The organism is Streptomyces pluripotens, assembly GCF_000802245.2.
In the GTDB taxonomy this organism is placed as follows: domain Bacteria; phylum Actinomycetota; class Actinomycetes; order Streptomycetales; family Streptomycetaceae; genus Streptomyces; species Streptomyces pluripotens.
The window spans coordinates 296282-317009 of sequence record NZ_CP021080.1 but is presented as its reverse complement, the minus strand read 5'-3'; the positions used below and the strand labels follow the sequence as shown (position 1 = coordinate 317009).

The window sequence follows — 20728 nt, the reverse complement described above, 5'->3', positions numbered from 1 at the left end:
CGATCTGAAGAAGGGTACGCATGCTGTGACGGAAAGAGCATCCCCCGCCCAGAAGGCGCTCGGTGACGTGGCGCCCAAGATGGTGGAACTGACGGACGACGTCCTTTTCGGCGACGTATGGAAGCGCCCCGTACTCTCTCCACGGGACCGCAGCCTGGTCACGGTGACCGCCCTCGCTGCCCTGTACCGGGGCGAGCAGTTGAACTTCCACCTGCGCCTGGCCCTGGACAACGGACTGAGTCGCGAGGAGCTCGCCGAAGCGCTCACGCACCTGGCCTTCTACGCCGGATGGCCCAACGCGATGGACGCGCTCGGCCGCCTCAAGGAGATCACCGGCCCGGCCGCAGGCTGAGCCCCCTGACCCCAGGATCCCCTGATCCCAAACCCACAGCGAGGAACAGCGCGCCATGGAGTTCGTACAGCAGCAGGCCACCGGCAAGGGCCCGGACGACTGGTTCACCGGCGACGTCTGGTTCGACGTCCTCCACGCCGGCGCCGAGCCGTCCCGTATTCGGGCCAACATGGTCCGCTTCGCCCCCGGCGCCCGCACCGCCTGGCACCACCACGCGGTGGGCCAGACCCTGCACGTCGTCGCCGGGATCGCTCTGATCGGCACGCGCGACGGCACCGTTTTCGAGGCCCACCCGGGCGAGACGGTCACCTGCCCGCCCGGCGAGGAGCACTGGCACGGCGCCGCTGAGGACCGCTTCATGCAGCACCTCGCCCTGTGGGACGGCACAGCGCCGGACGACGACCTGCCCGAGACCACCTGGCTGGAACACGTCACCGACGAGCAGTACGGCGCACCTCGCACCCGCAGCCACTGACCACCGACCCCACTGACCCCCGCCCTCTGGACGGGGGAGGAGCTCCAGCCACCGCTGGCCAAGCCCTCGTGCCCGTTAGTTGCCGATGGACACATCCGCCCTGTACTCGACACCAGTTGGTTCTTCGGCACCGCCGACCAGGTCGTCGAACGACTCCGCTCCCACCGCTCCGAGGGAAAGATCGTCCTCACCGTTCCCTGATCCCGGAGTGCCGACACCGGCCCCCACCATTAACCCCCTTCAACGAAAGCGACTTGTCCCATGCGCGCCACCTACCTGTACGAAGCCGGCGACGTCCGTGTCCAGGACGCACCCGATCCGGTCATCGAGGAGCCCACCGACGCGATCGTGCGGGTCCTGCGCTCCTGCGTCTGCGGTAGCGACCTGCATCCCTACCACTCCCTCACGGCCGCCGACGGACCGGTGCCCATGGGCCATGAATTCCTCGGCACCGTGGAGGAAACCGGTTCCGAGGTCTCCGGCCTTCAGCGCGGCGACCTCGTCGTCGCACCCTTCGCCTACGCCTGCAACACCTGCGAGTTCTGCCGCTCCGGCCTGCACACCTCCTGCCCGAAGGGCGGCTTCTTCGCCGCTGGGATCGGCGGCGCACAGGCCGAGGCCGTCCGCGTCCCCCAGGCGCGGGGCACCCTCGTCAAGCTCCCGAACGACGTCGACGAGAAGCTGTTGCCCTCACTCCTCACCCTCGCCGACGTCTACGGCACCGGCTACCACGCCGCCCACCAGGCTCGCATCACCCCGGGCGACTCGGTCACCGTCATCGGTGACGGAGCCGTCGGCCTCCTCGCCGTGCTGTCCGCCAAGCAACTCGGTGCCGAGCGCATCATCCTGATGGGCCGCCACAAGACCCGCACCGACCTCGGCCGCGCGTTCGGCGCCACCGACGTCATCGCCGAACGCGGCAACGAGGGGGTGGCGAAGGTCCGCGACCTCACCGGCGGCCACGGCACCCGAGCCGTCCTCGAAGCCGTCGGCCACATGCCCGCCTACGAGATGGCCGTCGGCGCCGTCCGCCCCGGCGGTGTCATCAGCCGCGTCGGCGTCCCCCAGTACGAAGACGCCCCCATCGGCTTCGGCAGCCTCTTCGGTCCCAACATCACCCTGACCGGCGGCCCGGCACCGGTCCGCGCCTACATCGACCGACTGCTCCCCGCCGTCCTGGACGGCACCGTCGACCCGGGCCGCGTCTTCGACCGCACGTTGGCGCTGGAGCAGACGCCCGACGGCTACCGCGCCATGGGCCAGCGCGAAGCCCTGAAGGTCCTCCTCACCCCGTGACGCTGCAGGACACCAGCGGGGACGAACCGAGTGACTTCGTTGCGCGATGAAGCATCAGCGACTTCGCCCCGCTCCTTGCGCCTCACGCCGACAACGCCGACGCACTCTCGCGCTGGATCGTCCAGGTCCGCGGCGCCGACCTGCCCCACCTGCATGCCTTCGCCCGAGGTCTGGAACGAGACCGCGACGCCGTGAACGCCGCCCTCACGCTTCCGTGCAGCAACGGCCCCACCGAGGGCGCCGCGTTGAAATGCGTCTACATGGCGCTGATGAGCCTGGACCCGACCGGCAAGGGCCGCCGCCGCTGGACGATGCGCTGGAAGGCACCCCTGAACGCCTTCCAGATCGCTTTCGATGGCCGCCTGACCCCCACCGGCCAGCGATAGCTCAACAACCAAGATCACCCGTTAAGTTGACGCACCCCCCTGCACCCGGCTGCCGCTGGCCATCGCGGGCCTCGTCGCGGCCGGCGCCGGCATCACCACCGTGGCCACCCACCACCCCACCTCCCCGGCCCGGGCCGTTCAGAAGGGCGGCAGCTGGCAGCCACAGAAGATCACAACCGCCGCATACACCCTGCAGCGGGAAGACGACGGCCGGGTCAGGGTCGCGATCAGCGACCCGGCGGGCAAGCTCCTCGACACCGGCCGACTCCAGCGCGACCTCAACCGCCTCGGCGTCCCGGCCGTCGTCTACGCCGGAGACCCCAGGTGCACCGACACGCCGACCAGCCCTGGCGATCACTCATCGAACAAGACGTGGGACATCGAACTGACGAAGGGCGGCAAGCCCGTTCTCTCCGTCCGACCCGACAGGATTCCCGCCGGACAGCACCTCCTGGTCGCCTTCCCTCTCCTTCGCACCGACCCCGACCGCGCCGCTTACGCCATCACGGCCGGCAGGATCGACGGAACCCCGCCCGCGTGCGTCCCCGCCTGGCCCAAGGGGTCTGCCAAGTGACGCGGCCCAGCAAAGCCCGGGATCGCCGACGTCATCCGCCGGACCGGGAGCCAGCCCATCCAGGCTTGATCGCCGATCTCGAGGACGACCACTACGCGACCACCGGCTGACGCCGACCCACCCCATCGGTCCCGTCGGCGGTTCGTCCACCGACCGGAAGCTGCCGGAACCGAGGAAGCTCTGGCCTGCGGCGGCTGGACTCGTCGTGGTGCCGGACGGGCGTCAGGGCTGAATGTTCTCCAGGTCCTGGAGGAGGCCGGGGTGTGTCGGCTGCCACCCGAGGGCAGCGCGGGTGCGAGCGCTGGAGGCAGGCTGGTCCATGGCGAAGACCGGGCCGAACGGGCCGAAATTCTCCTGCGGAACCTCTTCAACCGGCAGGCCCAGCCGTCGGCCGATGACTGTGGCGATGTCCCGTACCGTGTCTCCCTCGTCGCCGACGGCGTGCCAGGACGTCCCGGCCGGTGCCGACTCAAGGACCAGGCGGAACAGGACCGCCGCGTCGAGCGCGTGCACGGCCGGCCAGCGCTGGGTGCCGTCGCCCGGGTAGCCGGACACCCCGGTGCGGCGCGCCGCGTCGGCCAACAGGCCAGCGAATCCTCCCTGTCCCTTGTTGTGGACCGTGCGCGGCATGCGGACGGCCGTGCTGCGCAGACCGCGCGGGGCGAGGTCCAGCAGCGCCGTGACCGAACGGCCTCGACCGCCCACCGGCCCGTCGGTCGGCAGCGGGTCGGCCTCGGTGGAGGCGCGGCCGGGTACCCAGGGTGTGCCCGAGACCGTGACGATCGGACGGTCGGTCCCGATGAGTTCCTGCCCCAGCGCGGCGAGAGCCGCGCTCTCCTCGCCGATGGCCTGCGCGAGTGCGTCCGGACTGCTGTAGTCGCGTCCGAACGCCAGACTGATCACGCCGTCGCACTGCGCTGCGCCGGACCGCAGGACGTCGAGGTCCGCCAGGTCTCCTCGCAGCACCTTGGCGCCGGCCCTCTCAAGGGCCTGCGCGGAGTCGTCCGATCGGGCCAGTGCGAGAACGGTGTGGCCGTTGCCGAGCAGTTCGGCGACGACGGCGGAGCCGATGGTGCCGGTTCCGCCGGTGATGAAGACGTGCATGAGCTCTCCCTGAAAGTGATGGGACTGTTGTCCTATCACTGACCCTACATCGTGACGGGACCGTTGTCCCATCGCCTATCCTGGGCTCATGGCTAGATGGCAACCAGGGGCGTCCCAGCGACTCGTCGTCGCGGCCGTCGACCTGTTCACGGAGCAGGGGTACGACGCCACCACGGTGACGCAGATCGCCGAGCGCGCAGGCGTCACCAAGAGCACCTTCTTCCGGCACTTCTCCGACAAACGCGAGCTACTGGTCGCCGGCCAGGAGACGCTCAGCAGGCTGCTCGCCGACGGCATCACCGAGGCACCCGCGAGCGCCAGCCCGCTCCAAGCGGTGGCAGCCGGTCTCCAGCGCGCGTCGAGCGCCATGGGGCCGGCCAACCGCGAACTCGGCCCCCGCATCACAGCAGCCGTCGCGGCCAGCACCGAGCTTCAGGAGCGCGACGCCCTCAAGAGCGTCGGTCTCGCGGCCGCCATGACAGCCGCGCTCATCGCCCGCGGCGTCCCCGACCCGACCGCGCATCTCGCCGGAGAGCTGGGCGTCCTCGCGTTCAAGCAGGGCTACGCGCGGTGGTCCGAAAGCGATCGTGATGACTCGGAAGGGCTTGCGCCACACGCACTCACGGCCCTGGAAGACCTGCGTGCGGCAGCCGCGTCGCTGGGCTGACCGGTGCCGCTTGGCTGCCGTCGGCCGGGCCCCTGCCGGCGCCATGAGTGCCGGCAGGGGCCGTCGGCCACCGCAGCCGACGTCGTGTGCGAGCAGCTGACATGGGTGCCGGTCGGGACGCAGGGCTGCTTGTAGCGACTCCGCCTGCCGGTTCAGCTCTCCGGGACGAAGGCACGACGCTTCGGCCCCAGTCCGGCCACGGCCCCACCATCGCATGCGCCAATTCAGTCGGGAAGAATTTGGAAGGAGATTCTTGGGTCTGATGGCTTACCCAATCCGGAAACGGTGATGGGGACCAGAGCATGCCAGGAAACCGATGACCGGGCTTAGGTATCAGAGACGGGGCATCGAGGGACCCGCGTGACACGGTGAAAGCTGGATTGCCTGAACCCCAACTCCCAGGAGACTGAAGGTCGAGTCCGCCGGAAAGAGACCTGAAACCGGCGCCGCGCTCTGCGACGGCTTTGTGCCATGGCCGACGCAACTTCCGGAGCGCGGAGCGATGCTCAGCGAGGATATTCAAGGGAGATGCACGGCCGCGCCGGATTCGACCTCCTCCGCCACCGCATCCTCCTGCACTGACAGCTACCCACTGCCACCACCGACTACGGACCAGAGCCGTCTATGGGACACTCCCGAAAACGGATGGCGTCTGAGACCTGATTACTTGTCAGTAGAGTCGGCACGGGGTCAGCATTCGTCCGCCTAAAGCTGCCCGCAGACGCCCACGCTTTGGAACCACGGTCAGCTCCCGCGAACGTCGCAGGGCAGCATGACAAGCGCCGTTCCGGTGGGGACTGTGGCTGGTGGCCATGCGGAGGTAATGTCGGGGACGCTGGACAGTGATTCCGGCGTTTCCCCAGGTCAGCGCACCCTGCCGCGTGGTTTCAACGGCACGGCCGGCAGCTCGGGTGCGGGCAGAGGCCCGCCGTCGTAGCCCTTTACCTCCCCGAACCGGGACCCCTTCATCCAGTCCTCGCGAGCCTGCACGATCTCCTCATGGGAGCGGGCGACGAAGTTCCACCACATGATCAGCTCCTCCTCGAAAGGCTCGCCGCCCAGCAGCATGATCCCGGCGTCCGACTGGGCCCGCAGCGGCAGTTCGGACCGTCCGCAGCCGAGGTAGAGCATCGATCCCGGAAGGACCGGCACCCCGTCGACGAGTACCTCACCCGACATCGCCAGGACGCCGTACTCGAAGTCCGGTTCGAGTGGCAGACGGACTCCGGTGCCCCGTGCGAGGGCGAGGTCGGCGCCGACGATCGGGGTGTACGCCGTACCGGGGGAGCGGGAGCCGTCCAACTCGCCGAGGATGACCGTGGCGGTCAGTCCCGGGGCAGTGACCACCGGCAGCTCGGCGTGGAACTCGAACTCCGGCTCGGTGTGGCGGTGTTCGTCGGGGAGCGCCACCCACAGCTGGGCACCGTGCAGTAGGCGTGCGTGCGGTTTGGGGCTCTCCTCGGAGTGACTGATTGCCCGGCCGGAGGTCATCAAGCCCAACTGGCGGGGTCGGATGGTCTGCAGACTGCCCGTCGAGTCGCGGTGCAGCACCTCTCCCTGGTGCAGCCAGCTGACCGTCTGCAACCCCGTGTGCGGATGCGGCGGGACCTGCATGCCGGGCTCGTCGGCGATGTCGTCCGGGCCGTAGTGGTCGACGAAGGCCCAGGCGCCGATCATGCGGCGGCCGAGGTTCGGCAACAGGCGGCGTACCTCGGTCGACTCGCCCAGCCTTACCCGGCGGGGGCTCAGCAGTTCGCGGACGGGTTCGGCGACGACGAATCCGCGGCCACCGCAGACGCTGGGCACGGGTGCGCGGTCAAGGTTGCTCATGCTGCCCAACCTAGCGGTGCGGGTGCCGGGCAGGTGAGCGCGACGACCCGCGGGTTCCGTGGCCGGGGCCGGTCACCTGTGCCGAGGCCGGGCCGGCCGGGGTGACCGTCGGCGGGCGTCGGCGTAGCGGGCCACGCCGGCGGGGCCGGCCGATCCGAGCCGGAGCCGGGCGCCCGCGTGGTGGTGGGCCGGAGCGGAGACCCTCCCGGGAGTGGTTCAGAACTCCGGCGCCGACCGTGTACCGGGGGCAGCGGCGGATCTGCTCGCGCCGGACCGTGGCCGGGTACGGTCACGGCTGCGATGCGTATGGCGACGGGGCGGGCGCGGAAGGGACGAGGGGACTCGGGACCGGAGAGCGGGAGGCGGGGGTCGGCCGTGGGGGCCGGGCGGGCTCGGTCGGGCGGGTGGGTCCATCGCGAACGGTGAAGAAGACCAGTGCCGCCACGGCGGCCAGGACCAGCACGCCCACCACGGTCCGGTGCAGCAGGATCCGGCGCGTCAGCACCGCCCCGGTCGGTGGGCGCAGTGGTCGCAGGGTCGCCGGGCTGACGGAGTGCGCCCGCGCGGCCAGGGCGGCCCGCAGCCGCTCCTCCACCGGCGTTGCCGTGGTGCTGGTACCCGACTCGTTCATTGCAGCCCTTCGAGACGTCGGCCGAGCGCGACCAGCGCCCGACTGGCGGTGGACTTGACGGCGCCCCGCGACAGGCCGAGGGTCGCCGCGATCTCGGCCTCGGTCAGATGTGACCAGTAGCGCAGTACCAGCACCTCTCGCTGACGCCGGGTCAGGGTGTCCAGCGCCGCCAGCACTTCCCGGTGGTCCTCGTGGAGGAGAACGTCTTCTTCCGGAGCGGGTGCGTGTTCCTCGGGTGCTGGGGTGTGCGACCGCACGGTCCTGCGGCGGCGCAGCACCGAGCGGGCGGCGTTGATGACGCATGTCCTGAGGTACGCCTCCGGGTCGTCCAGTGAGGCGAGCCGGTGTCCGTGCCGCCGGAAGAGCGCGGTGAAGGCATCCTGCACGACGTCTTCGGCCGTGGGCACGTCGTCCACGAGCAGCACCGCGAGGCGCACCAGAGACAGTCGGCGGTGGTGGTACAACTCCTCGATCCCCGGGGGTGTTCCAGGGGTACTGCGGGGCTGAGTACGGTCGAGGTCCCCGGCGCTGGGCGCCGCCGGTGGTGCACCCGCACGGGTTCGGAGGAGGAAGCGGGCCCGCAGCGCCTGCGGGAACCGCCACCGGGGCGCCGGGCGTTGCGGGGGGACGGGGCGCTGCCAGGGTGGGGCCGCCGCCGGTGGTACGGCTGTGGTCATGGGTCTCCCGGGGCGGGTGCGGGGGGAGCGGGCGTGCAACGGCTCCCCCCGCGCACCGCCCGCCTCAGTGCTGCAGCGGAACCGGCGACGGCGCGGCGTGGTGGTGCGGGGCGGGTGCCGGATGCCCGGGCACGTGCCCGACGACGGTGGGTACGGGACTGGGGGCGACCGGCCCGGGTGTGGTCGGCACGGGCACCGGTGCGGGGGCGGTGGTGTGGTTGGTCGAGGCCGGTGCCGGGGACACGGTCGCTGTGTGGGGGGATGACGGCACGGGGGACGCGGTCGTCGTGTGGACCGGGGTCGGCACCGGGGTCGGCGCCGCTTGGCTGCCCGCCGCCCCTGAAGCGGGCGTGGGCGTCACGTCGGAGCGGGCCGTGGTGTGGCGGCCGTCCTGGGTCGTCTGGACCGCGTGGGCGGTCACGGCGCCTGCAACGGCCAGCGCGGCGCCTGCGGCGGAGATCCCGAGGGCGGTACGCAACCTGCGGGGCCGGCTGGGGTGGGGGATACGGTGTGCGGACATGACTTCCTTCGATTGGTCGGGGTCGGACAGGTGGTCGAGGTGGAGGCCTCCATCCCGACAGACGTCCGACCCCGGCCCAGGTTGCAGGTGTCGCGTGACGAAAGTTCTCCGCGTCTTCCGCCGTCCTCCGTCGACCTCCGTCGACCTCCGTCGACCTCTGCCGGTCGTCCCGGACCCGCCGGCATGACGGGTCTGACCCGCTGCTCCGCCCGTCCCCGGCCGGCGCTCGTGCAACCGTGCAGCGTGGGTTGCGCGTCCGTCCTCCCAGGGCCATGTCGCGCCCGGAAGCCCCCAGCGGACGTGCCCACCGCGCCGGCTCTCGGCGAGGGACGCGTCCGCGTCACACCGGCAGCAGCCGGGCGACCAGCGCGCCGAGCTGCCGGGCCGTACGGCACTCGTGCATCTCGACCAACTCGGCGTATGCCGGCGCGGCCGAGTCGCCGGTACCCCACCGGTCGCGCGGTTCCGGGTTCAGCCAGTACACGCGGCGCGCCCGCCGGGCGAGGTCACGGACCGCGGGCAGGTTCGGGTCGCTCATGTTCGTCCGGGCGTCCCCGAGGACGAACACCGTGCTGCGCGGGCCGACGGCAGCGCCGTACCGCTCGGTGAACTCGCCCAGTGCCACGCCGTAGTCGCTGCTGCCGTGCCAGCCGGTGAGCGTGGCCTCGGCGCGGATGCGGGCACTGAGCCCTTCGGGGTCGGCGCGGCCGTGGTCGAGCAGGCCCGTCACCTCGTCCAGCCGGTTGACGAAGGCGAACACACGAATCTTGCTGAACTGGTCGTGCAGCGCCTGCACCAGCAACATCGTGAAGTCCGAGAAGCCGGACACCGAGCCCGAGACGTCGCAGAGGAGTACCAGTTCGGGTCGGACCGGGCGGCGCCGACGCAACACCGGGCGCATCGGCACCCCGCCCGTGGACAATGAGGAGCGCAGGGTGCGGCGCAGATCGATCGTGCCGCGGGCGGCACGCCGGCGGCGCGCGGCGAGGCGCGTGGCCAGTTTGCGGGCGAGTGGCGACACCGTCCTACGCAGTTCGGCCAGCTGGTCCCGTCCCGCGGACAGGAAGTCCACCCGGTCGGCGGTCGGCCTGATGGCCCGTCGGGCGATCTCGTCCCGCCCCCGCCGCTCTGCGACCCGGCGGCGCGCTTCCGCCCCGACCATCCGTCGGAACGCCTCGATGCGGTGCCGGATCTCGTCGTCCAGCAGCCGGTCCGTGAAGGTCGCGCCGCTCCCGTCCCGGCTCCGGGCATCGGTGCGCACCCGGGCCAGCAGGGTCTGCGGGCGGAGCCGTTCGAGGGTCTGGTAAGCCGACCAGCCGTCCGAGTCCGGCGAACTTCCGTAACCGCCCAGGCCGTCGACTGCCTCGGCGGCCAGCCGGGCGAGCTGTGCCCGGTCGTCGGCGGTCAGTGCCTCGGCCAGCCGGTCGCGCAGCAGCTCCCGGTCCGCCGGATCGTGGTTCGTCCCGCCGGTCCTGTGCGGAAAGTACAGGTCGAAGATCGGGTCGAACACAGCCCGTTGAGCCGTGCTGTGCAGCAGCGTCGCGGCCAGACCCTCGCGCAGCAGTTCCCGGTCGGCGAGGCCCAGTGTTGCCACGGCTCGGGCCGCGTCCACGGTCTCCCCGGTGCCGATCCGCACGCCGTGTGTGCGCAGCGCCCCGACCAGGCCGGTGATTCGCTCGGTGAGAGCGGTCACAGCGCGCCCAGGTCACCCAGGTCGAGCTTGGCGGCCGCCTTCTGGATGTCGTCCTGGTGCTTGAGGATCACCCCGAGACTGTCCCGGACGACCGTCTCGTCCAGCGTGCCGGCGCCGAGGGCCAGCAGGGTGCGCGCCCAGTCGACGGTCTCGGCGACGGACGGCACCTTCCGCAGGTCCATCGCGCGCAGTGCCCCGATCACCCGGACCACCGATGCGGTCAGCGCCTCGCCGAGTTCCGGCACCTTCAGCCGTACGATCCGACGCTCCAACTCCTCCTCCGGGAAGCCGATGTGCAGGAACAGGCAGCGCCGGCGCAGCGCTTCGGATAGCTCCCGGCCGGCGTTGGAGGTGAGGACGACGAAGGGGCGGCGCGTCGCGGTGACCGTGCCCAGCTCCGGAACCGTGACCTGGAAGTCGCTGAGTACTTCGAGGAGCAATCCCTCCATCTCGACGTCGGCCTTGTCGGTCTCGTCGATGAGCAGCACCGTGGGCGCGTCGCCGCGGATGGCGGTGAGCAGTGGACGCGGGAGCAGGAACTCCTCGCTGAAGATGTCGGTCCGGGTCTCGTCCCAGCTCTCGTCGCGACCTGCGCTGATGCGCAGCAACTGCTTGGCGTGGTTCCACTCGTACAGGGCCCGGGACTCATCCACGCCCTCGTAGCACTGGAGCCGGACCAGCCTGGCCTCGGCCACTTGGGCGACGGCCTTGGCCAGCTCGGTCTTCCCCACCCCGGCCGGGCCCTCGACCAAGAGCGGTTTACCCAACTGGGCAGCCAGGAAGACGGTGGTGGCGACGGCGGGGGAGGCGAGATAGCCGGTCTCGGCGAGACGGGCGGAGACATCGTCGACGGATGTGAACAACGGGGCCTCCGGCAGGGTCGAGGAGCAGGGTCAGACTCCTATCTAAGCGCTTGTTCAGCACGCTGTCACCCGGCGATTCGTCACCCGGCGCTCTGGGACGACCGAAGCAGGTCGTCCCAGAGCGCCGGGTGACGGCAGGACGTGGGGACGTGCACACGGCCCGTCTCCTGCGGCCCTCGGCGGGCGGGACGGGCTTGTCCGTCGAGGGCCGCAAGAGCAGGGCTTGATCGTCTGCGGGGCGGCGACACGGCGGCGTGGTGTCGGAGTGGCGGCCGGCGTCTTCTCAGCCGAGCAGGACGACGTCCAGCTTGCGTGGTCCGTGGACGCCCTCCACCCGGTTCAGCTCGATGTCGCTGGTGGCCGATGGGCCGGAGATCCAGGTTGAGGGACGGGCCGGGTCGAGGCGTTCGAGGGCCTGTGGGACGGAGGCGACGACCTGGTCCGGGACCCGGACGACACAGATGTGGTGGTCCGGAATGAGTGAGATGCGGCGCCGGCCCTGACCGGGGGAGCCGTCCAGGACGAGGGTGCCGGTCTCGGCGATCGCCAGGGTGCAACCGGTCACCACGCTGTCCACCCGGTCCAGTTCGTGTGCCGTGCTCGTCGCCCGGTCGGCGAGCCGGACGGGGTCGGCGGCGGACAACCATGCCGGTGGTAGCCCGGATGGAACCAGTACCTCTTGTGTGCCGTGCTCCGCCAGCAGCCGCATGACGAGATCCGGAAGCTGTTCCGCGTCGCAGCGGTGCACGATCGCTCGGTAGTCCGTCAGGTTCTCCGCGAGTAGTTGCACCGTCTGCTCGGTGCTCCGTTCTCCGTGCGCGCGCAGATAGTTTCGGGGCACGGCCTCGGTAGAGGTCCTGCCGTCCGGCACCACATCGGTGAGCGCTCGCCGCACCCGACCCAGAATCCGTTCCCTGCTGCTCACCCGGTGCCTTCCTTCCCGCCGTGCGTGCGCTGCCACCAGTCCCGGAAGGGCTCCACCGGCACGGCCGGGAGATCCCGGGTGCCACTCCACGCCCGGCCCGGTCCCGGCAGCGTGCGCGGATGCAGCCGACGGGTGCCAGAGGCCAGGCGCTGCCCGGCACGGAGGGCGCCGGGACGGGTGAAGGCCCAGCGTGCCGCCCGCATGGCCGCTCGTTCGGCCGCGTGCCCTTTGGCGGGCTTGAGTACGACCCTGTTTCCCTCCCGCACCGCGGGTCCGCCCTCCACCACCCGTTCCCGCAGGTGCACCAGCACCTCGGGGATGTCGATGGCGACCGGACAGACGTCGTAGCACGCACCGCACAGGGAGGACGCGTAGGGCAGGGAGGCATCGATCGCGCTCGCCGTGCCCCGTAGTTGCGGGCTGAGGATGGCTCCGATCGGGCCTGGGTAGACCGAGCCGTAGGCGTGCCCGCCCGCCCGCTCGTACACCGGGCAGACGTTCAGGCAGGCCGAACAGCGGATGCAGCGCAGGGCCTGGCGGCCGACCCGGTCGGCGAGGGTGTCGGTGCGGCCGTTGTCGAGTAGGACGAGATGGAAGGTGCGGGGGCCGTCGCCGTCTGTGGTGCCAGTCCACATGCTCGTGTACGGGTTCATGCGTTCGGCGGTGGCGGAGCGGGGGAGTGTCTGGAGGAAGACCTCCAGGTCCCGCCAGGCCGGTACCACCTTCTCAATGCCCACGACCGAGATCAGCGTCTGTGGCAGGGTCAGGCACATCCGGCCGTTCCCCTCGGACTCTACGACGACCAGGGTGCCGGTCTCGGCGACCATGAAGTTGGCGCCGGAGATGCCGACCTTGGCCCGCAGGAACTTCTCCCGCAGATGCCGGCGGGCCGCCTCGGCGAGTTCGGCGGGCGCGTCGGTCAGCCCCTCGGGAGCGGGCCTTCCCCACCGGCCCATCTCGGTGCGGAAGATGTCCCGGATCTCCCCCCGGTTGCGGTGGATGGCCGGAACCAGAATGTGCGAGGGGCGGTCCTTACCCAACTGCACGATCAACTCGGCGAGATCGGTCTCGTAGGCACGGATGCCCTCTGCCGCGAGGGCTTCGTTGAGCCCGATCTCCTGGGTGGCCATCGACTTGACCTTGACCACCTCCGACTCTCCGGTCTCCTGGACCAGGCGGGTCACGATCCGGTTGGCCTCTTCGGCGTCGAGGGCCCAGTGGACCGTCCCACCGGCCGCCGTGACCGACTCCTCCAACTGCACGAGATACCGGTCGAGGTGACGCAGCGTGTGCTCCTTGATCCGCATACCTGCCGTCCTGAGCGCCGCCCAGTCGGACAACTCGGCCACCGCCTGGGCTCGTTTGGCGCGAATGGTGTGCGTGGCGTGCCGTAGATTGCCGCGCAGGGTTGCGTCACGGACGGCTCGGCTCGCTGCTTCCGGAAAAGCCGGCATGCCCACGAACGTTCCGCTCATACCGCCGGGTCCTCCTCCGCGCTCGCCAGGATCTCCGCGATGTGCACCGGTCGCATGTCCGACTGCAACCGGCTCATCGTCCCGCCGAGGTGCATCAGACAGGAGTTGTCGGCGGCGCACAGCACGTCCGCGCCCGTCGACTCAGCACTTCGCACTTTGTCCGCGCCCATGGCCGCAGACAGCTCGGCGTTCTTCAGCGCGAACGTGCCGCCGAACCCACAACACTCCTCGGCTCCGGGTAGTTCGACCAGCTCCAGGCCTCTGACCGCCTGAAGAAGCCTGCGGGGCCGGTCGGCCAACCCCAGACCGCGCAGTCCGTGGCAGGTCGGGTGGTAGGTGACCTTGTGCGGGTAGCAGGCGCCCACGTCCGTCACGCCCAGCACGTCCACCAGGAACTCCGTCAGCTCGAACGTCTTGGGCACCACCGGCGCCAGGGCTCGCGTGAGCGCGTCTCCGCGCCCCTCGGCGGCTGCCCGTTCACCCATCCGCGGATACAGCTCCCGCACCATCGCCCCGCACGATCCGGAGGGCGTCACGATTGCCTCGTACGCGCCGAAGACATCGGAGAAGTGCCAGGCGAGCGGCTCCGCCTGATGCCGGTAGCCGGTGTTGTAGTGTGCCTGTCCGCAACACGTCTGGGTCATTGGGAAGTCGACCTCTACGCCCAGCCTGGTGAGCAGTTTCACCACGGCGCGGCCGGTATCCGGATAGAGCGTGTCGTTGACACAGGTCAGGAACAGGCCGACACGCATCGGGGCTCCTCGGGGTCGGTCATCGGACGAGTGCAGGGTAGTAGGCGTACACCGTCGGGGGGATAGCACGCTCACTGCGTGGCGGGCCGGACACCGGTGCACCGGAGACGGCCGGTGCTGCGGCGGGGCGCCCTCCCAGCAGCCGGGCCGCTGATCCGTGATCCGGACTCCCGGGGCTCGGCGGTGCACACTGGTGTGCTGAACTGGAATGCGTCCGTCGTCGCAGCCGTCCCGGGAGACCCGTTGAGCCGCAGCTACCGCCAGCCCGGCGTCGTCCTCACCGACCGCCACTTCACCGTGCCCCTCGACCACGACGACCCGGACGGCGAGACCATCGAGTTGTACGCCCGTGAGGCGGTCGCGAGCGACAGGGCCGGGCAAGAGTTGCCCTGGCTGCTGTACCTCCAGGGTGGTCCCGGGTTCGGGGCGAATCGTTTCATCGGACGCCAGGCCTGGCTCGACCGGGCACTGAAGGACTATCGGGTCCTCCTCCTCGACCAGCGCGGCACCGGCCGTTCCTCACCGGCCACCAGGCAGACGCTCCCCCTGCGCGGCGGTCCTGCCGAGCAGGCTGACCACCTCACCCGCTTCCGCGCCGACTCGATCGTCCGCGACTGCGAGACCATCCGCCCCGTTGTCACCGGCGGTGCCCCGTGGACCGTACTCGGTCAGAGCTTCGGCGGCTTCTGCACGGTGTCGTACCTTTCCCTCGCCCCCGAGGGCCTGGAGAGCGCGGTGATCACCGGCGGCTTGCCCTCTCTGCACGCCCAGGCCGACGACGTCTACCGCGCGGCCTATCCGCGCACAGAGCGCAAGGTCGTCGCGCACTACGCCCGCTACCCGCAGGACGTCGAGCGGGCGCGTCGTATCGCCGAACACCTCCTCTCCCACGACGTCGTGCTCCCCAACGGCTACCGCTTCACGGTGGAAGCCTTCCAGTCCCTCGGCCTGATGCTCGGCACGAGCGACGGCAGCCACCGCCTGCACCACCTCCTGGAGGACGCCTTCGTGCGTACCGCGGACGGCATCGACCTGTCCGACGCCTTCCAGGAGCAGGTTCAGGCCCTGCTGTCGTACGCCGGCCACCCCCTCTACGCGCTCGTTCACGAGGCGATCTACGCCCAGGACGCCCGGCCCACAGCCTGGGCCGCCGAACGCGTCCGCGCTGAGTTCCCGCAGTTCGACGCATCGAAGGCGGTCAAGGGCGACGCCCCGGTCCTCTTCACCGGAGAAACGGTCCACCCCTGGCTGTTCGACAACGACCCGGCCTTGCGCCCCCTGCGCGAGACGGCCGGCCTGCTCGCCGCCCGCACTGACTGGCGCCCGCTGTACGACCCGGCCCGCCTCGCCGTCAACGAGGTCCAGGTCGTCGCGGCCGTCTACCACGACGACATGTACGTCGACACCACCCACTCCCTGGAGACGGCCCGGGCGATCCGCGGCCTGCGCACCTGGGTCACCGACGAGTTCGAGCACGACGGCCTGCGCGCGGGCGCGCCCCGCGTGTTGGATCGGCTGCTGGCGATGGCACGCGATGAAGCGTGAGGCATGAACACGCCTGGTCGGACCAGCGGCATCGGCGCTGGTCGGCGGACGTCACGGGGGACAGCCTTCGTGGCCGTCCTGGCCGACGCGATGCGGAAGGTCGGATCGACCGGATGATGGTGAGCGCGATGCGCAGCCGCGTGGATACTCTGGGCGTCCAGCGCCACCAGGGTCTCCTCCAATCGGCGGCTCCGCCCGGCCCGGCCGCCAGTGACTGATGATCAGCGAACTCAGCGTGGCGTCGAGGGCGCTGCTCCCGCGCCCGGCCGCGGAGAGGAAGCGCCGTGGACGGTCCTGGGTCTCGCTGACCGAAGTGCTGGATTCGAGCATCTGCTTGCCGGCGTCGGCTGCGAAGGCAAGGAGGACCACGATGTCGGCCCGTGGGGTGGGGGATCGATGCCTGAGGAGTCGTCTGAATTCTCCGCCCATGGCGATTTCGTCCGGCGTCGTCGTGAACCCGGCTGCCCGGGCCGGACGCCGGATACGGGCCCGGGCGCCGCCTTGATGCCGGAGCGCACGGCCCGGATGCCGCGCAGCGGTGATGGCCCCTCTCCTGCTCCGCCCGTGGCGGACGACGGCCCGGTTAATCCGCAACCGGACTCAAGCCAAGAATGTGAACGGTTCCCGCGGTCGGAACTCGGCGGAGACCTCTCCGGCCAGCCCGTCCCGGGCCCTGTCGACCGCCATCGCCTCGGCTTCGGAAGCCAGATCCACCTTGTCCGGGTCCACCCACATCACCGACGGCTCGACCGTCGACTCGAAGTGGTAGCGCTTGGCGTCGTGATCGGCGATCGCGCGCCACAACGTGGAGACGTTGGGGCGATCGGGATCCTCCAGGCCCAACGGCACGCCGATCGCCCGCATCTGGGAGAACACCGACGCCACCGTCATCCTCCGGTCCTCGTACTCCGGAGAGCTCTTGAGGTTGTAGTTCAACCGAACGAACCGGTCCGCGCCGCTGATCGTTCCCGGCAGCATGCGGTTCCCGCCGATCAGGTCCCAGTACACGTTCAGGGCGAGTTGCTGGTCGTACACCGGCGAGTTCGTCATCACCCGGTACCCCGGACCGTGGTGGATGACGCCGCAGCAATGGCTCCAGCCTCCGAAAGCCCGCACGTCCCTACTGATTGGTAGCCCACCGACCGGGTTCCCGCTAGGATTCGGGTAAGCGATCGCTTAGTCGCTGGTGGGGTCTGCTCACCGCAGCGGCCGGGAGAAGGGGCCAGAACCGTGCCGGTCATCGATGCGTGGATGCAGCATCCGACCTTGCGCCACTCCAATCACGAGATGTTCGAGTCCTTGCGGAGATGGACCGGGCGCGGGCTCCTGGAGGAGGCACTGCCGGTGGAACTGACGGTGGCCGCGTTGAGGGCAGCGGACGTGGAGATCGGCCTGTCGGCTGCCTGGTATGGGCCGCAGGGTGCGCTGATCAGCAACGATGAGGTGGCCGGGTTCGTCGCCGAGGCGGGCGGCCGGCTGCGCGGGGTGGCGGGCGCCGACCTGGCCCGGCCCATGGAGGCAGTGCGGGAGCTACGGCGGGCTGTTCAGGAGCTGGGGTTCGTGGCCCTGCGGGTGGTGCCGTGGCTGTGGGAGCTGCCGCCCACCGACCGGCTGTACTACCCGCTGTACACGGAATGCGTCGAGCTCGGTGTCCCCTTCTGTACCCAGGTCGGGCATACCGGCCCACGCAAACCGTCGGAGACCGGGCGGCCGATCCCCTACATCGACCAGGTAGCGCTGGATTTCCCGGAGTTGACCATCGTCTGCGGGCACATCGGCTACCCGTGGACGACGGAGATGATCGCGGTCGCGGACAAACACGAGAACGTCTACATCGACACCAGTGCCTACACCGCCCGCCGCTACCCGGCCGCACTCGTGGACTACCTGCGCGGCCGGGGCCGCCGCAAAGTCCTCTTCGGCACGAACTACCCGATGATCAGCCCCGCCCAGGCCCTGGAACACCTGGACCGACTGGAACTCGACGAGGAAGCACGCGAGCTCTTCCTGTCCGGCAACGCTCGCCGCGTCTTCGCCCTGTAGGCCCGGGCTCAGCGCCTACTGTTCCCGGGCGCGGGAAGGGCAGTGACTCCGGTGATCGCCTCCGGGAGGGCGGACACACTTCCGTACGTTCTCCGCCTTCCTGCGTGGGGACTTCGCCATCAGCATGAGCAGGATCGCCCCGCCTTCGCCGAGGTGGGTGAGGCCGGTGTGTCGCCACTCGTGCAGGTCCCAGCCCGTGCCGCTCGCGCCACCCGGAGCCGTGTGCTCGTCCAGCAGCATCCGGGCGTGCCCGTACGAGAGCCGGGCACGCCCGGTGTCCGGGCAGAGGGCGCGCGGGCCGGCGACCTTGCCGGGGCCGCACCCTCCAACCGGCCGCGCACCGCAGCAACTCCCGAGCCTCCCCACAACCAGCCAACTACTACACGGCCATGACGACACGAGCGCCCAGGAGAGCACTACTAGTCTGCCGCCCATGACCGAGCCGAATACCACCGAGCTCCAGCCCCTGCCCGACGACTGGCAGCGCGCCCTGGCCGTGGTGGCCCACCCCGACGACCTGGAGTACGGCTGCTCGGCAGCCGTCGCCGCTTGGACCGACGCCGGCCGTGAGGTCGCCTATGTACTGGCGACGAGCGGCGAGGCCGGAATCGACACCCTGGACCCCGCCACGTGCGGCCGGCTGCGCGAGCGCGAACAACGGGCCAGCGCGGCCGTGGTCGGCGTCACCGCCGTGGAGTTCCTCGGCCATCGGGACGGCGTGATCGAGTACGGCCCTGCACTGCGACGGGACATCGCCGCCGCCATCCGTCGACACCGACCCGAACTCGTCATCACCCTCAACCACCGCGACACCTGGGGTGGTGTCGCCTGGAACACCCCGGACCACGTCGCCGTCGGTCGTGCCACCCTGGACGCGGCCTCGGACGCCGGCAACCGCTGGATCTTCCCGGAACTCGCCGAGCAGGGACTTCAGTCGTGGAACGGTGTCCGCTGGGTCGCCGTCGCCGGTTCCAGCCGCCCCACCCACGCCGTCGACGCCAGACCCGGCCTGGAGCGTGCGGTGTACTCACTGCTCGAACACCGTACCTACATCGAGGCGTTGACCGACCAGGATCCCGAAGCTTACGCCCGTGCCTTCCTGACCTCGAACGCGGAGGCCACCGGGGAACGGTTCGGCGGCACGCCGGCGGTGGCCTTCGAACTGTTCAGCAGGTAGCCCTGTGACGGGCGGACGCACCGGGTCGGCCCTGTCCCGGGGCATACGAGGGGACCCGGCCGCCGGGTCAGCCGTCCGCCCGGTGCGCCGGACAGGGGGAGGTCGATCCGGGGACGTCGTCCGGCACCGTGACGGGTGCGACCGCTCCGGCGGTAGGCCGGTGACCGGTCGGCCCGGGGACCTCCTCCCGTGCGGGTTCGGGCACCGGCTGCCTGGCCGGCGCGGCGGGCCGACGCTCCAGGTGCAGTCGCAGCCCCGCCGGCATCACGGTCAGCCGCTCGGTGACGCACAGCCGGTAGGTCGGGTCGGCCCGCACGTCGTAGCGACGCAGCAGCAGGCCGAGGATGAGGGTCGCCTCGTGGAGGGCGAACTGGCGGCCGATGCACGCCCGTGCCCCGGTGCCGAACGGCTTGAAGGCGTGTGGCGGCCGGGCGCGTACGGCGGCCGCGTCGAACCGGTCCGGGGCGAACTGCTCGGCGTCATCCCCCCACACCTCTGGATCCCGGTGGAGCATCGGAGTCAGTACCAGCGCCCACGCCCCCCGGCGCATCGGATGCTCCTCGGCGAGCACCGTGTCGTGCCGGGCCTCGCGTGCGAAGGCCGGAGCGGTCGGCCACAGCCGCAGTGACTCGTCCAGCACCCGGCGGAGGTAGCGCAGCTTGGCGACCTGGCCGTAGCCGGGCTGCGGGTCGGTGCCCCAGACGCGGTCCACCTCCGCGCGGGCCCGGGCGGCGACTTCCGGGTGCCGGGCCAGGTAGTACAGGGCGAAGGAGAGTGCACCCGAGGTCGTCTCGTGGCCTGCCACCAGGAATGTGATCACCTGCTTGCGGACGTTCTCGGCGGACAGTTTCTCGCCGGTCTCCGGGTGGGCCGTCTCCAGCATGCGGTCCAGCAGGTCCCCACTGCCGCCGCCCGACCGGCGCCGGGCCGCGACCAACTCGTCCACCGTGCGATCCAGGCAGGCCACGTCGGCCGCGTTGCGCCGGGCGGCGGCGCGCAGCAACAGCGGGGCCAGAGGGGCGGGCACGCTGTTCAGTCGCTGGGCGTAGGTGAGCGTGCCGACCATCGCGGTGACGAAGGGGTGCTGGCGGTCCCGCTCGAAGGAACCGAAATCGTGTCCGAAACCGGTCCGTGCGATCGTCTCCAGGGTCAGTTTGGTCATGTCCCCAGGAACGTCCACCGTGCGCCCGGCCGCCGTCTGACGGTCCCAGTGGTCGGTCAGCCTGCTGGCGACCGCCAGCATCATCACGTGGTAGCCCTCCATGGCCTCCCGGCTGAAGCCGGGAGCCAGGACGTCGTGTGCCAACTGCCAGTTCGGTTCGTGGTTGTAGGCGGTGAACAGCCCGTCCCCGGCCACCGGCCGCAGGTTGGCGACCCCCAACCCGACGTGCTTGGCGAATCGTGAGTCGTCGGCGAGGTCGGCGACGAACCGTGCCCCCGACACGAACACGAACTCCTTGCCGAAGGCCCGGCGGCGGAAGACCGGGCCCAGTTCGCGTGCGTAGCGCATGGAGTCCTGCAGCGGCCGGCGCCGGTCGGCGCCGAGCACATCGCCCAGCAGCGGCAGCCGGCGCGGCGGGTGGGGTATGCGGTGCAACTCGGGCCAGCCGTGCTCGGCGCTCCGGAAACCCTTCGCCAGCCCAGTATCCGTCGTCTCCGCCATGACGCGATCTCCCTTGATCCAGCGGGCCGTTGAACCTGTTTCGGGCGTGTTGTACGTGAGTTCAATAGTGGTTTCAGTGT

21 protein-coding genes and 2 pseudogenes are annotated in these 20728 nt (G+C 70.6%); 10 read left to right on the top strand and 13 right to left on the bottom strand.

The features are described from left to right. Nucleotides 1-79: 79 nt before the first annotated feature. From LK06_RS01370 to LK06_RS01350, 6 genes and pseudogenes are all read left to right on the top strand, one after another. Nucleotides 80-352: a carboxymuconolactone decarboxylase family protein gene (locus LK06_RS01370; RefSeq protein ID WP_052269806.1), complete on the top strand. Its 273-nt coding sequence runs from the start codon at nucleotides 80-82 to the stop codon at nucleotides 350-352. Nucleotides 353-407: 55 nt separating this feature from the next. After that, entirely contained in the window at nucleotides 408-827 is a 420-nt protein-coding gene (locus LK06_RS01365) for a (R)-mandelonitrile lyase (RefSeq protein ID WP_039650017.1), read from the top strand. Nucleotides 828-839: 12 nt separating this feature from the next. Further along, nucleotides 840-1028 (top strand): zinc-binding dehydrogenase, encoded by a 189-nt coding sequence (locus LK06_RS35000; protein ID WP_324618363.1) that lies wholly within the window; start codon nucleotides 840-842, stop codon nucleotides 1026-1028. A 60-nt stretch (nucleotides 1029-1088) separates the two neighbouring features. Next, nucleotides 1089-2123: an alcohol dehydrogenase catalytic domain-containing protein gene (locus LK06_RS01360; protein WP_043435046.1), complete on the top strand. Its 1035-nt coding sequence runs from the start codon at nucleotides 1089-1091 to the stop codon at nucleotides 2121-2123. A 227-nt stretch (nucleotides 2124-2350) separates the two neighbouring features. Then, a pseudogene (locus LK06_RS33930) lies at nucleotides 2351-2509 on the top strand (IS256 family transposase); the annotation flags it as partial. Nucleotides 2510-2609: 100 nt separating this feature from the next. Further along, nucleotides 2610-3083 carry a hypothetical protein gene (locus LK06_RS01350; RefSeq protein ID WP_039650022.1) on the top strand — a complete coding sequence of 158 codons (474 nt, stop codon included), beginning with the start codon at nucleotides 2610-2612 and terminating at the stop codon, nucleotides 3081-3083. 222 nt (nucleotides 3084-3305) lie between these two features. Here LK06_RS01350 and LK06_RS01345 read toward each other — a convergent pair whose 3' ends face one another. Further along, complete coding sequence (locus LK06_RS01345) at nucleotides 3306-4187, bottom strand: SDR family oxidoreductase (RefSeq protein ID WP_039650025.1); 882 nt, start codon at nucleotides 4185-4187, stop codon at nucleotides 3306-3308. A gap of 88 nt (nucleotides 4188-4275) precedes the next feature. Between LK06_RS01345 and LK06_RS01340 the strand changes: the two genes are divergently transcribed. Beyond that, nucleotides 4276-4854 (top strand): TetR/AcrR family transcriptional regulator, encoded by a 579-nt coding sequence (locus LK06_RS01340; protein WP_039650027.1) that lies wholly within the window; start codon nucleotides 4276-4278, stop codon nucleotides 4852-4854. 864 nt (nucleotides 4855-5718) lie between these two features. Here the strand turns inward: LK06_RS01340 and LK06_RS01335 are convergent. From LK06_RS01335 to LK06_RS01295, 9 genes are all read right to left on the bottom strand, one after another. Beyond that, nucleotides 5719-6684, bottom strand: coding sequence for a pirin family protein (locus LK06_RS01335; protein ID WP_039650031.1), 966 nt, complete (start codon nucleotides 6682-6684; stop codon nucleotides 5719-5721). A gap of 289 nt (nucleotides 6685-6973) precedes the next feature. After that, on the bottom strand, nucleotides 6974-7315 hold the full coding sequence (locus LK06_RS01330) for a hypothetical protein (RefSeq protein ID WP_039650032.1): 342 nt from the start codon (nucleotides 7313-7315) through the stop codon (nucleotides 6974-6976). Beyond that, a complete protein-coding gene (locus LK06_RS01325; RefSeq protein ID WP_043435049.1) occupies nucleotides 7312-7992 on the bottom strand; it encodes an RNA polymerase sigma factor in 681 nt (226 codons plus the stop codon). The genes LK06_RS01330 and LK06_RS01325 overlap by 4 nt, the downstream gene beginning before the upstream one ends. Before the next feature lie 64 nt (nucleotides 7993-8056). Then, a complete protein-coding gene (locus tag LK06_RS01320) occupies nucleotides 8057-8512 on the bottom strand; it encodes a hypothetical protein (protein ID WP_043435052.1) in 456 nt (151 codons plus the stop codon). 340 nt (nucleotides 8513-8852) lie between these two features. Then, nucleotides 8853-10205, bottom strand: coding sequence for a VWA domain-containing protein (locus LK06_RS01315; RefSeq protein ID WP_039650039.1), 1353 nt, complete (start codon nucleotides 10203-10205; stop codon nucleotides 8853-8855). Next, nucleotides 10202-11068 carry an AAA family ATPase gene (locus LK06_RS01310; RefSeq protein ID WP_039650041.1) on the bottom strand — a complete coding sequence of 289 codons (867 nt, stop codon included), beginning with the start codon at nucleotides 11066-11068 and terminating at the stop codon, nucleotides 10202-10204. The genes LK06_RS01315 and LK06_RS01310 overlap by 4 nt, the downstream gene beginning before the upstream one ends. Before the next feature lie 283 nt (nucleotides 11069-11351). Then, a complete protein-coding gene (locus tag LK06_RS01305; RefSeq protein ID WP_039650043.1) occupies nucleotides 11352-11993 on the bottom strand; it encodes a LutC/YkgG family protein in 642 nt (213 codons plus the stop codon). Next, a complete protein-coding gene (locus LK06_RS01300) occupies nucleotides 11990-13468 on the bottom strand; it encodes a lactate utilization protein B (RefSeq protein WP_039650045.1) in 1479 nt (492 codons plus the stop codon). Before LK06_RS01300 ends, LK06_RS01305 begins: the two co-directional genes overlap by 4 nt. Then, nucleotides 13465-14220, bottom strand: coding sequence for a (Fe-S)-binding protein (locus LK06_RS01295; RefSeq protein WP_043435055.1), 756 nt, complete (start codon nucleotides 14218-14220; stop codon nucleotides 13465-13467). Before LK06_RS01295 ends, LK06_RS01300 begins: the two co-directional genes overlap by 4 nt. A gap of 243 nt (nucleotides 14221-14463) precedes the next feature. On the opposite strand from LK06_RS01295, the gene LK06_RS01290 reads away from it, so the two are divergent. Continuing rightward, nucleotides 14464-15765, top strand: coding sequence for an alpha/beta fold hydrolase (locus LK06_RS01290; RefSeq protein ID WP_039650211.1), 1302 nt, complete (start codon nucleotides 14464-14466; stop codon nucleotides 15763-15765). A 600-nt stretch (nucleotides 15766-16365) separates the two neighbouring features. On the opposite strand, the gene LK06_RS01285 is transcribed toward LK06_RS01290, so the two are convergent. After that, nucleotides 16366-16881, bottom strand: a complete 516-nt coding sequence (locus tag LK06_RS01285) for a linear amide C-N hydrolase (protein ID WP_267894057.1) — start codon at nucleotides 16879-16881, stop codon at nucleotides 16366-16368. Between the two features lie 114 nt (nucleotides 16882-16995). Here LK06_RS01285 and LK06_RS01280 point away from each other — a divergent pair, with 114 nt between their 5' ends. Further along, nucleotides 16996-17808 carry an amidohydrolase family protein gene (locus LK06_RS01280; RefSeq protein WP_039650049.1) on the top strand — a complete coding sequence of 271 codons (813 nt, stop codon included), beginning with the start codon at nucleotides 16996-16998 and terminating at the stop codon, nucleotides 17806-17808. Nucleotides 17809-17816: 8 nt separating this feature from the next. Here LK06_RS01280 and LK06_RS34125 read toward each other — a convergent pair. Then, a pseudogene (locus tag LK06_RS34125) lies at nucleotides 17817-18126 on the bottom strand (site-specific integrase); the annotation flags it as partial. A gap of 115 nt (nucleotides 18127-18241) precedes the next feature. On the opposite strand from LK06_RS34125, the gene LK06_RS01270 reads away from it, so the two are divergent. Continuing rightward, a complete protein-coding gene (locus LK06_RS01270) occupies nucleotides 18242-18985 on the top strand; it encodes a PIG-L deacetylase family protein (RefSeq protein WP_039650051.1) in 744 nt (247 codons plus the stop codon). A gap of 67 nt (nucleotides 18986-19052) precedes the next feature. Here the strand turns inward: LK06_RS01270 and LK06_RS01265 are convergent, their stop codons facing one another. Continuing rightward, a complete protein-coding gene (locus LK06_RS01265) occupies nucleotides 19053-20648 on the bottom strand; it encodes a cytochrome P450 (RefSeq protein WP_039650053.1) in 1596 nt (531 codons plus the stop codon). Nucleotides 20649-20728 lie beyond the last annotated feature (80 nt).

Bases quoted from the DNA above. Each gene is read 5' to 3' on its own strand.
- LK06_RS01370 (WP_052269806.1), top strand. From the start codon at position 80: ATGGTGGAACTGACGGACGACGTCCTTTTCGGCGACGTATGGAAGCGC.
- LK06_RS01365 (WP_039650017.1), top strand. From the start codon at position 408: ATGGAGTTCGTACAGCAGCAGGCCACCGGCAAGGGCCCGGACGACTGG.
- LK06_RS01360 (WP_043435046.1), top strand. From the start codon at position 1,089: ATGCGCGCCACCTACCTGTACGAAGCCGGCGACGTCCGTGTCCAGGAC.
- LK06_RS01345 (WP_039650025.1), bottom strand. From the start codon at position 4,187: ATGCACGTCTTCATCACCGGCGGAACCGGCACCATCGGCTCCGCCGTC.
- LK06_RS01340 (WP_039650027.1), top strand. From the start codon at position 4,276: ATGGCTAGATGGCAACCAGGGGCGTCCCAGCGACTCGTCGTCGCGGCC.
- LK06_RS01335 (WP_039650031.1), bottom strand. From the start codon at position 6,684: ATGAGCAACCTTGACCGCGCACCCGTGCCCAGCGTCTGCGGTGGCCGC.
- LK06_RS01330 (WP_039650032.1), bottom strand. From the start codon at position 7,315: ATGAACGAGTCGGGTACCAGCACCACGGCAACGCCGGTGGAGGAGCGG.
- LK06_RS01325 (WP_043435049.1), bottom strand. From the start codon at position 7,992: ATGACCACAGCCGTACCACCGGCGGCGGCCCCACCCTGGCAGCGCCCC.
- LK06_RS01320 (WP_043435052.1), bottom strand. From the start codon at position 8,512: ATGTCCGCACACCGTATCCCCCACCCCAGCCGGCCCCGCAGGTTGCGT.
- LK06_RS01300 (WP_039650045.1), bottom strand. From the start codon at position 13,468: ATGAGCGGAACGTTCGTGGGCATGCCGGCTTTTCCGGAAGCAGCGAGC.
- LK06_RS01295 (WP_043435055.1), bottom strand. From the start codon at position 14,220: ATGCGTGTCGGCCTGTTCCTGACCTGTGTCAACGACACGCTCTATCCG.
- LK06_RS01270 (WP_039650051.1), top strand. From the start codon at position 18,242: ATGACCGAGCCGAATACCACCGAGCTCCAGCCCCTGCCCGACGACTGG.
- LK06_RS01265 (WP_039650053.1), bottom strand. From the start codon at position 20,648: ATGGCGGAGACGACGGATACTGGGCTGGCGAAGGGTTTCCGGAGCGCC.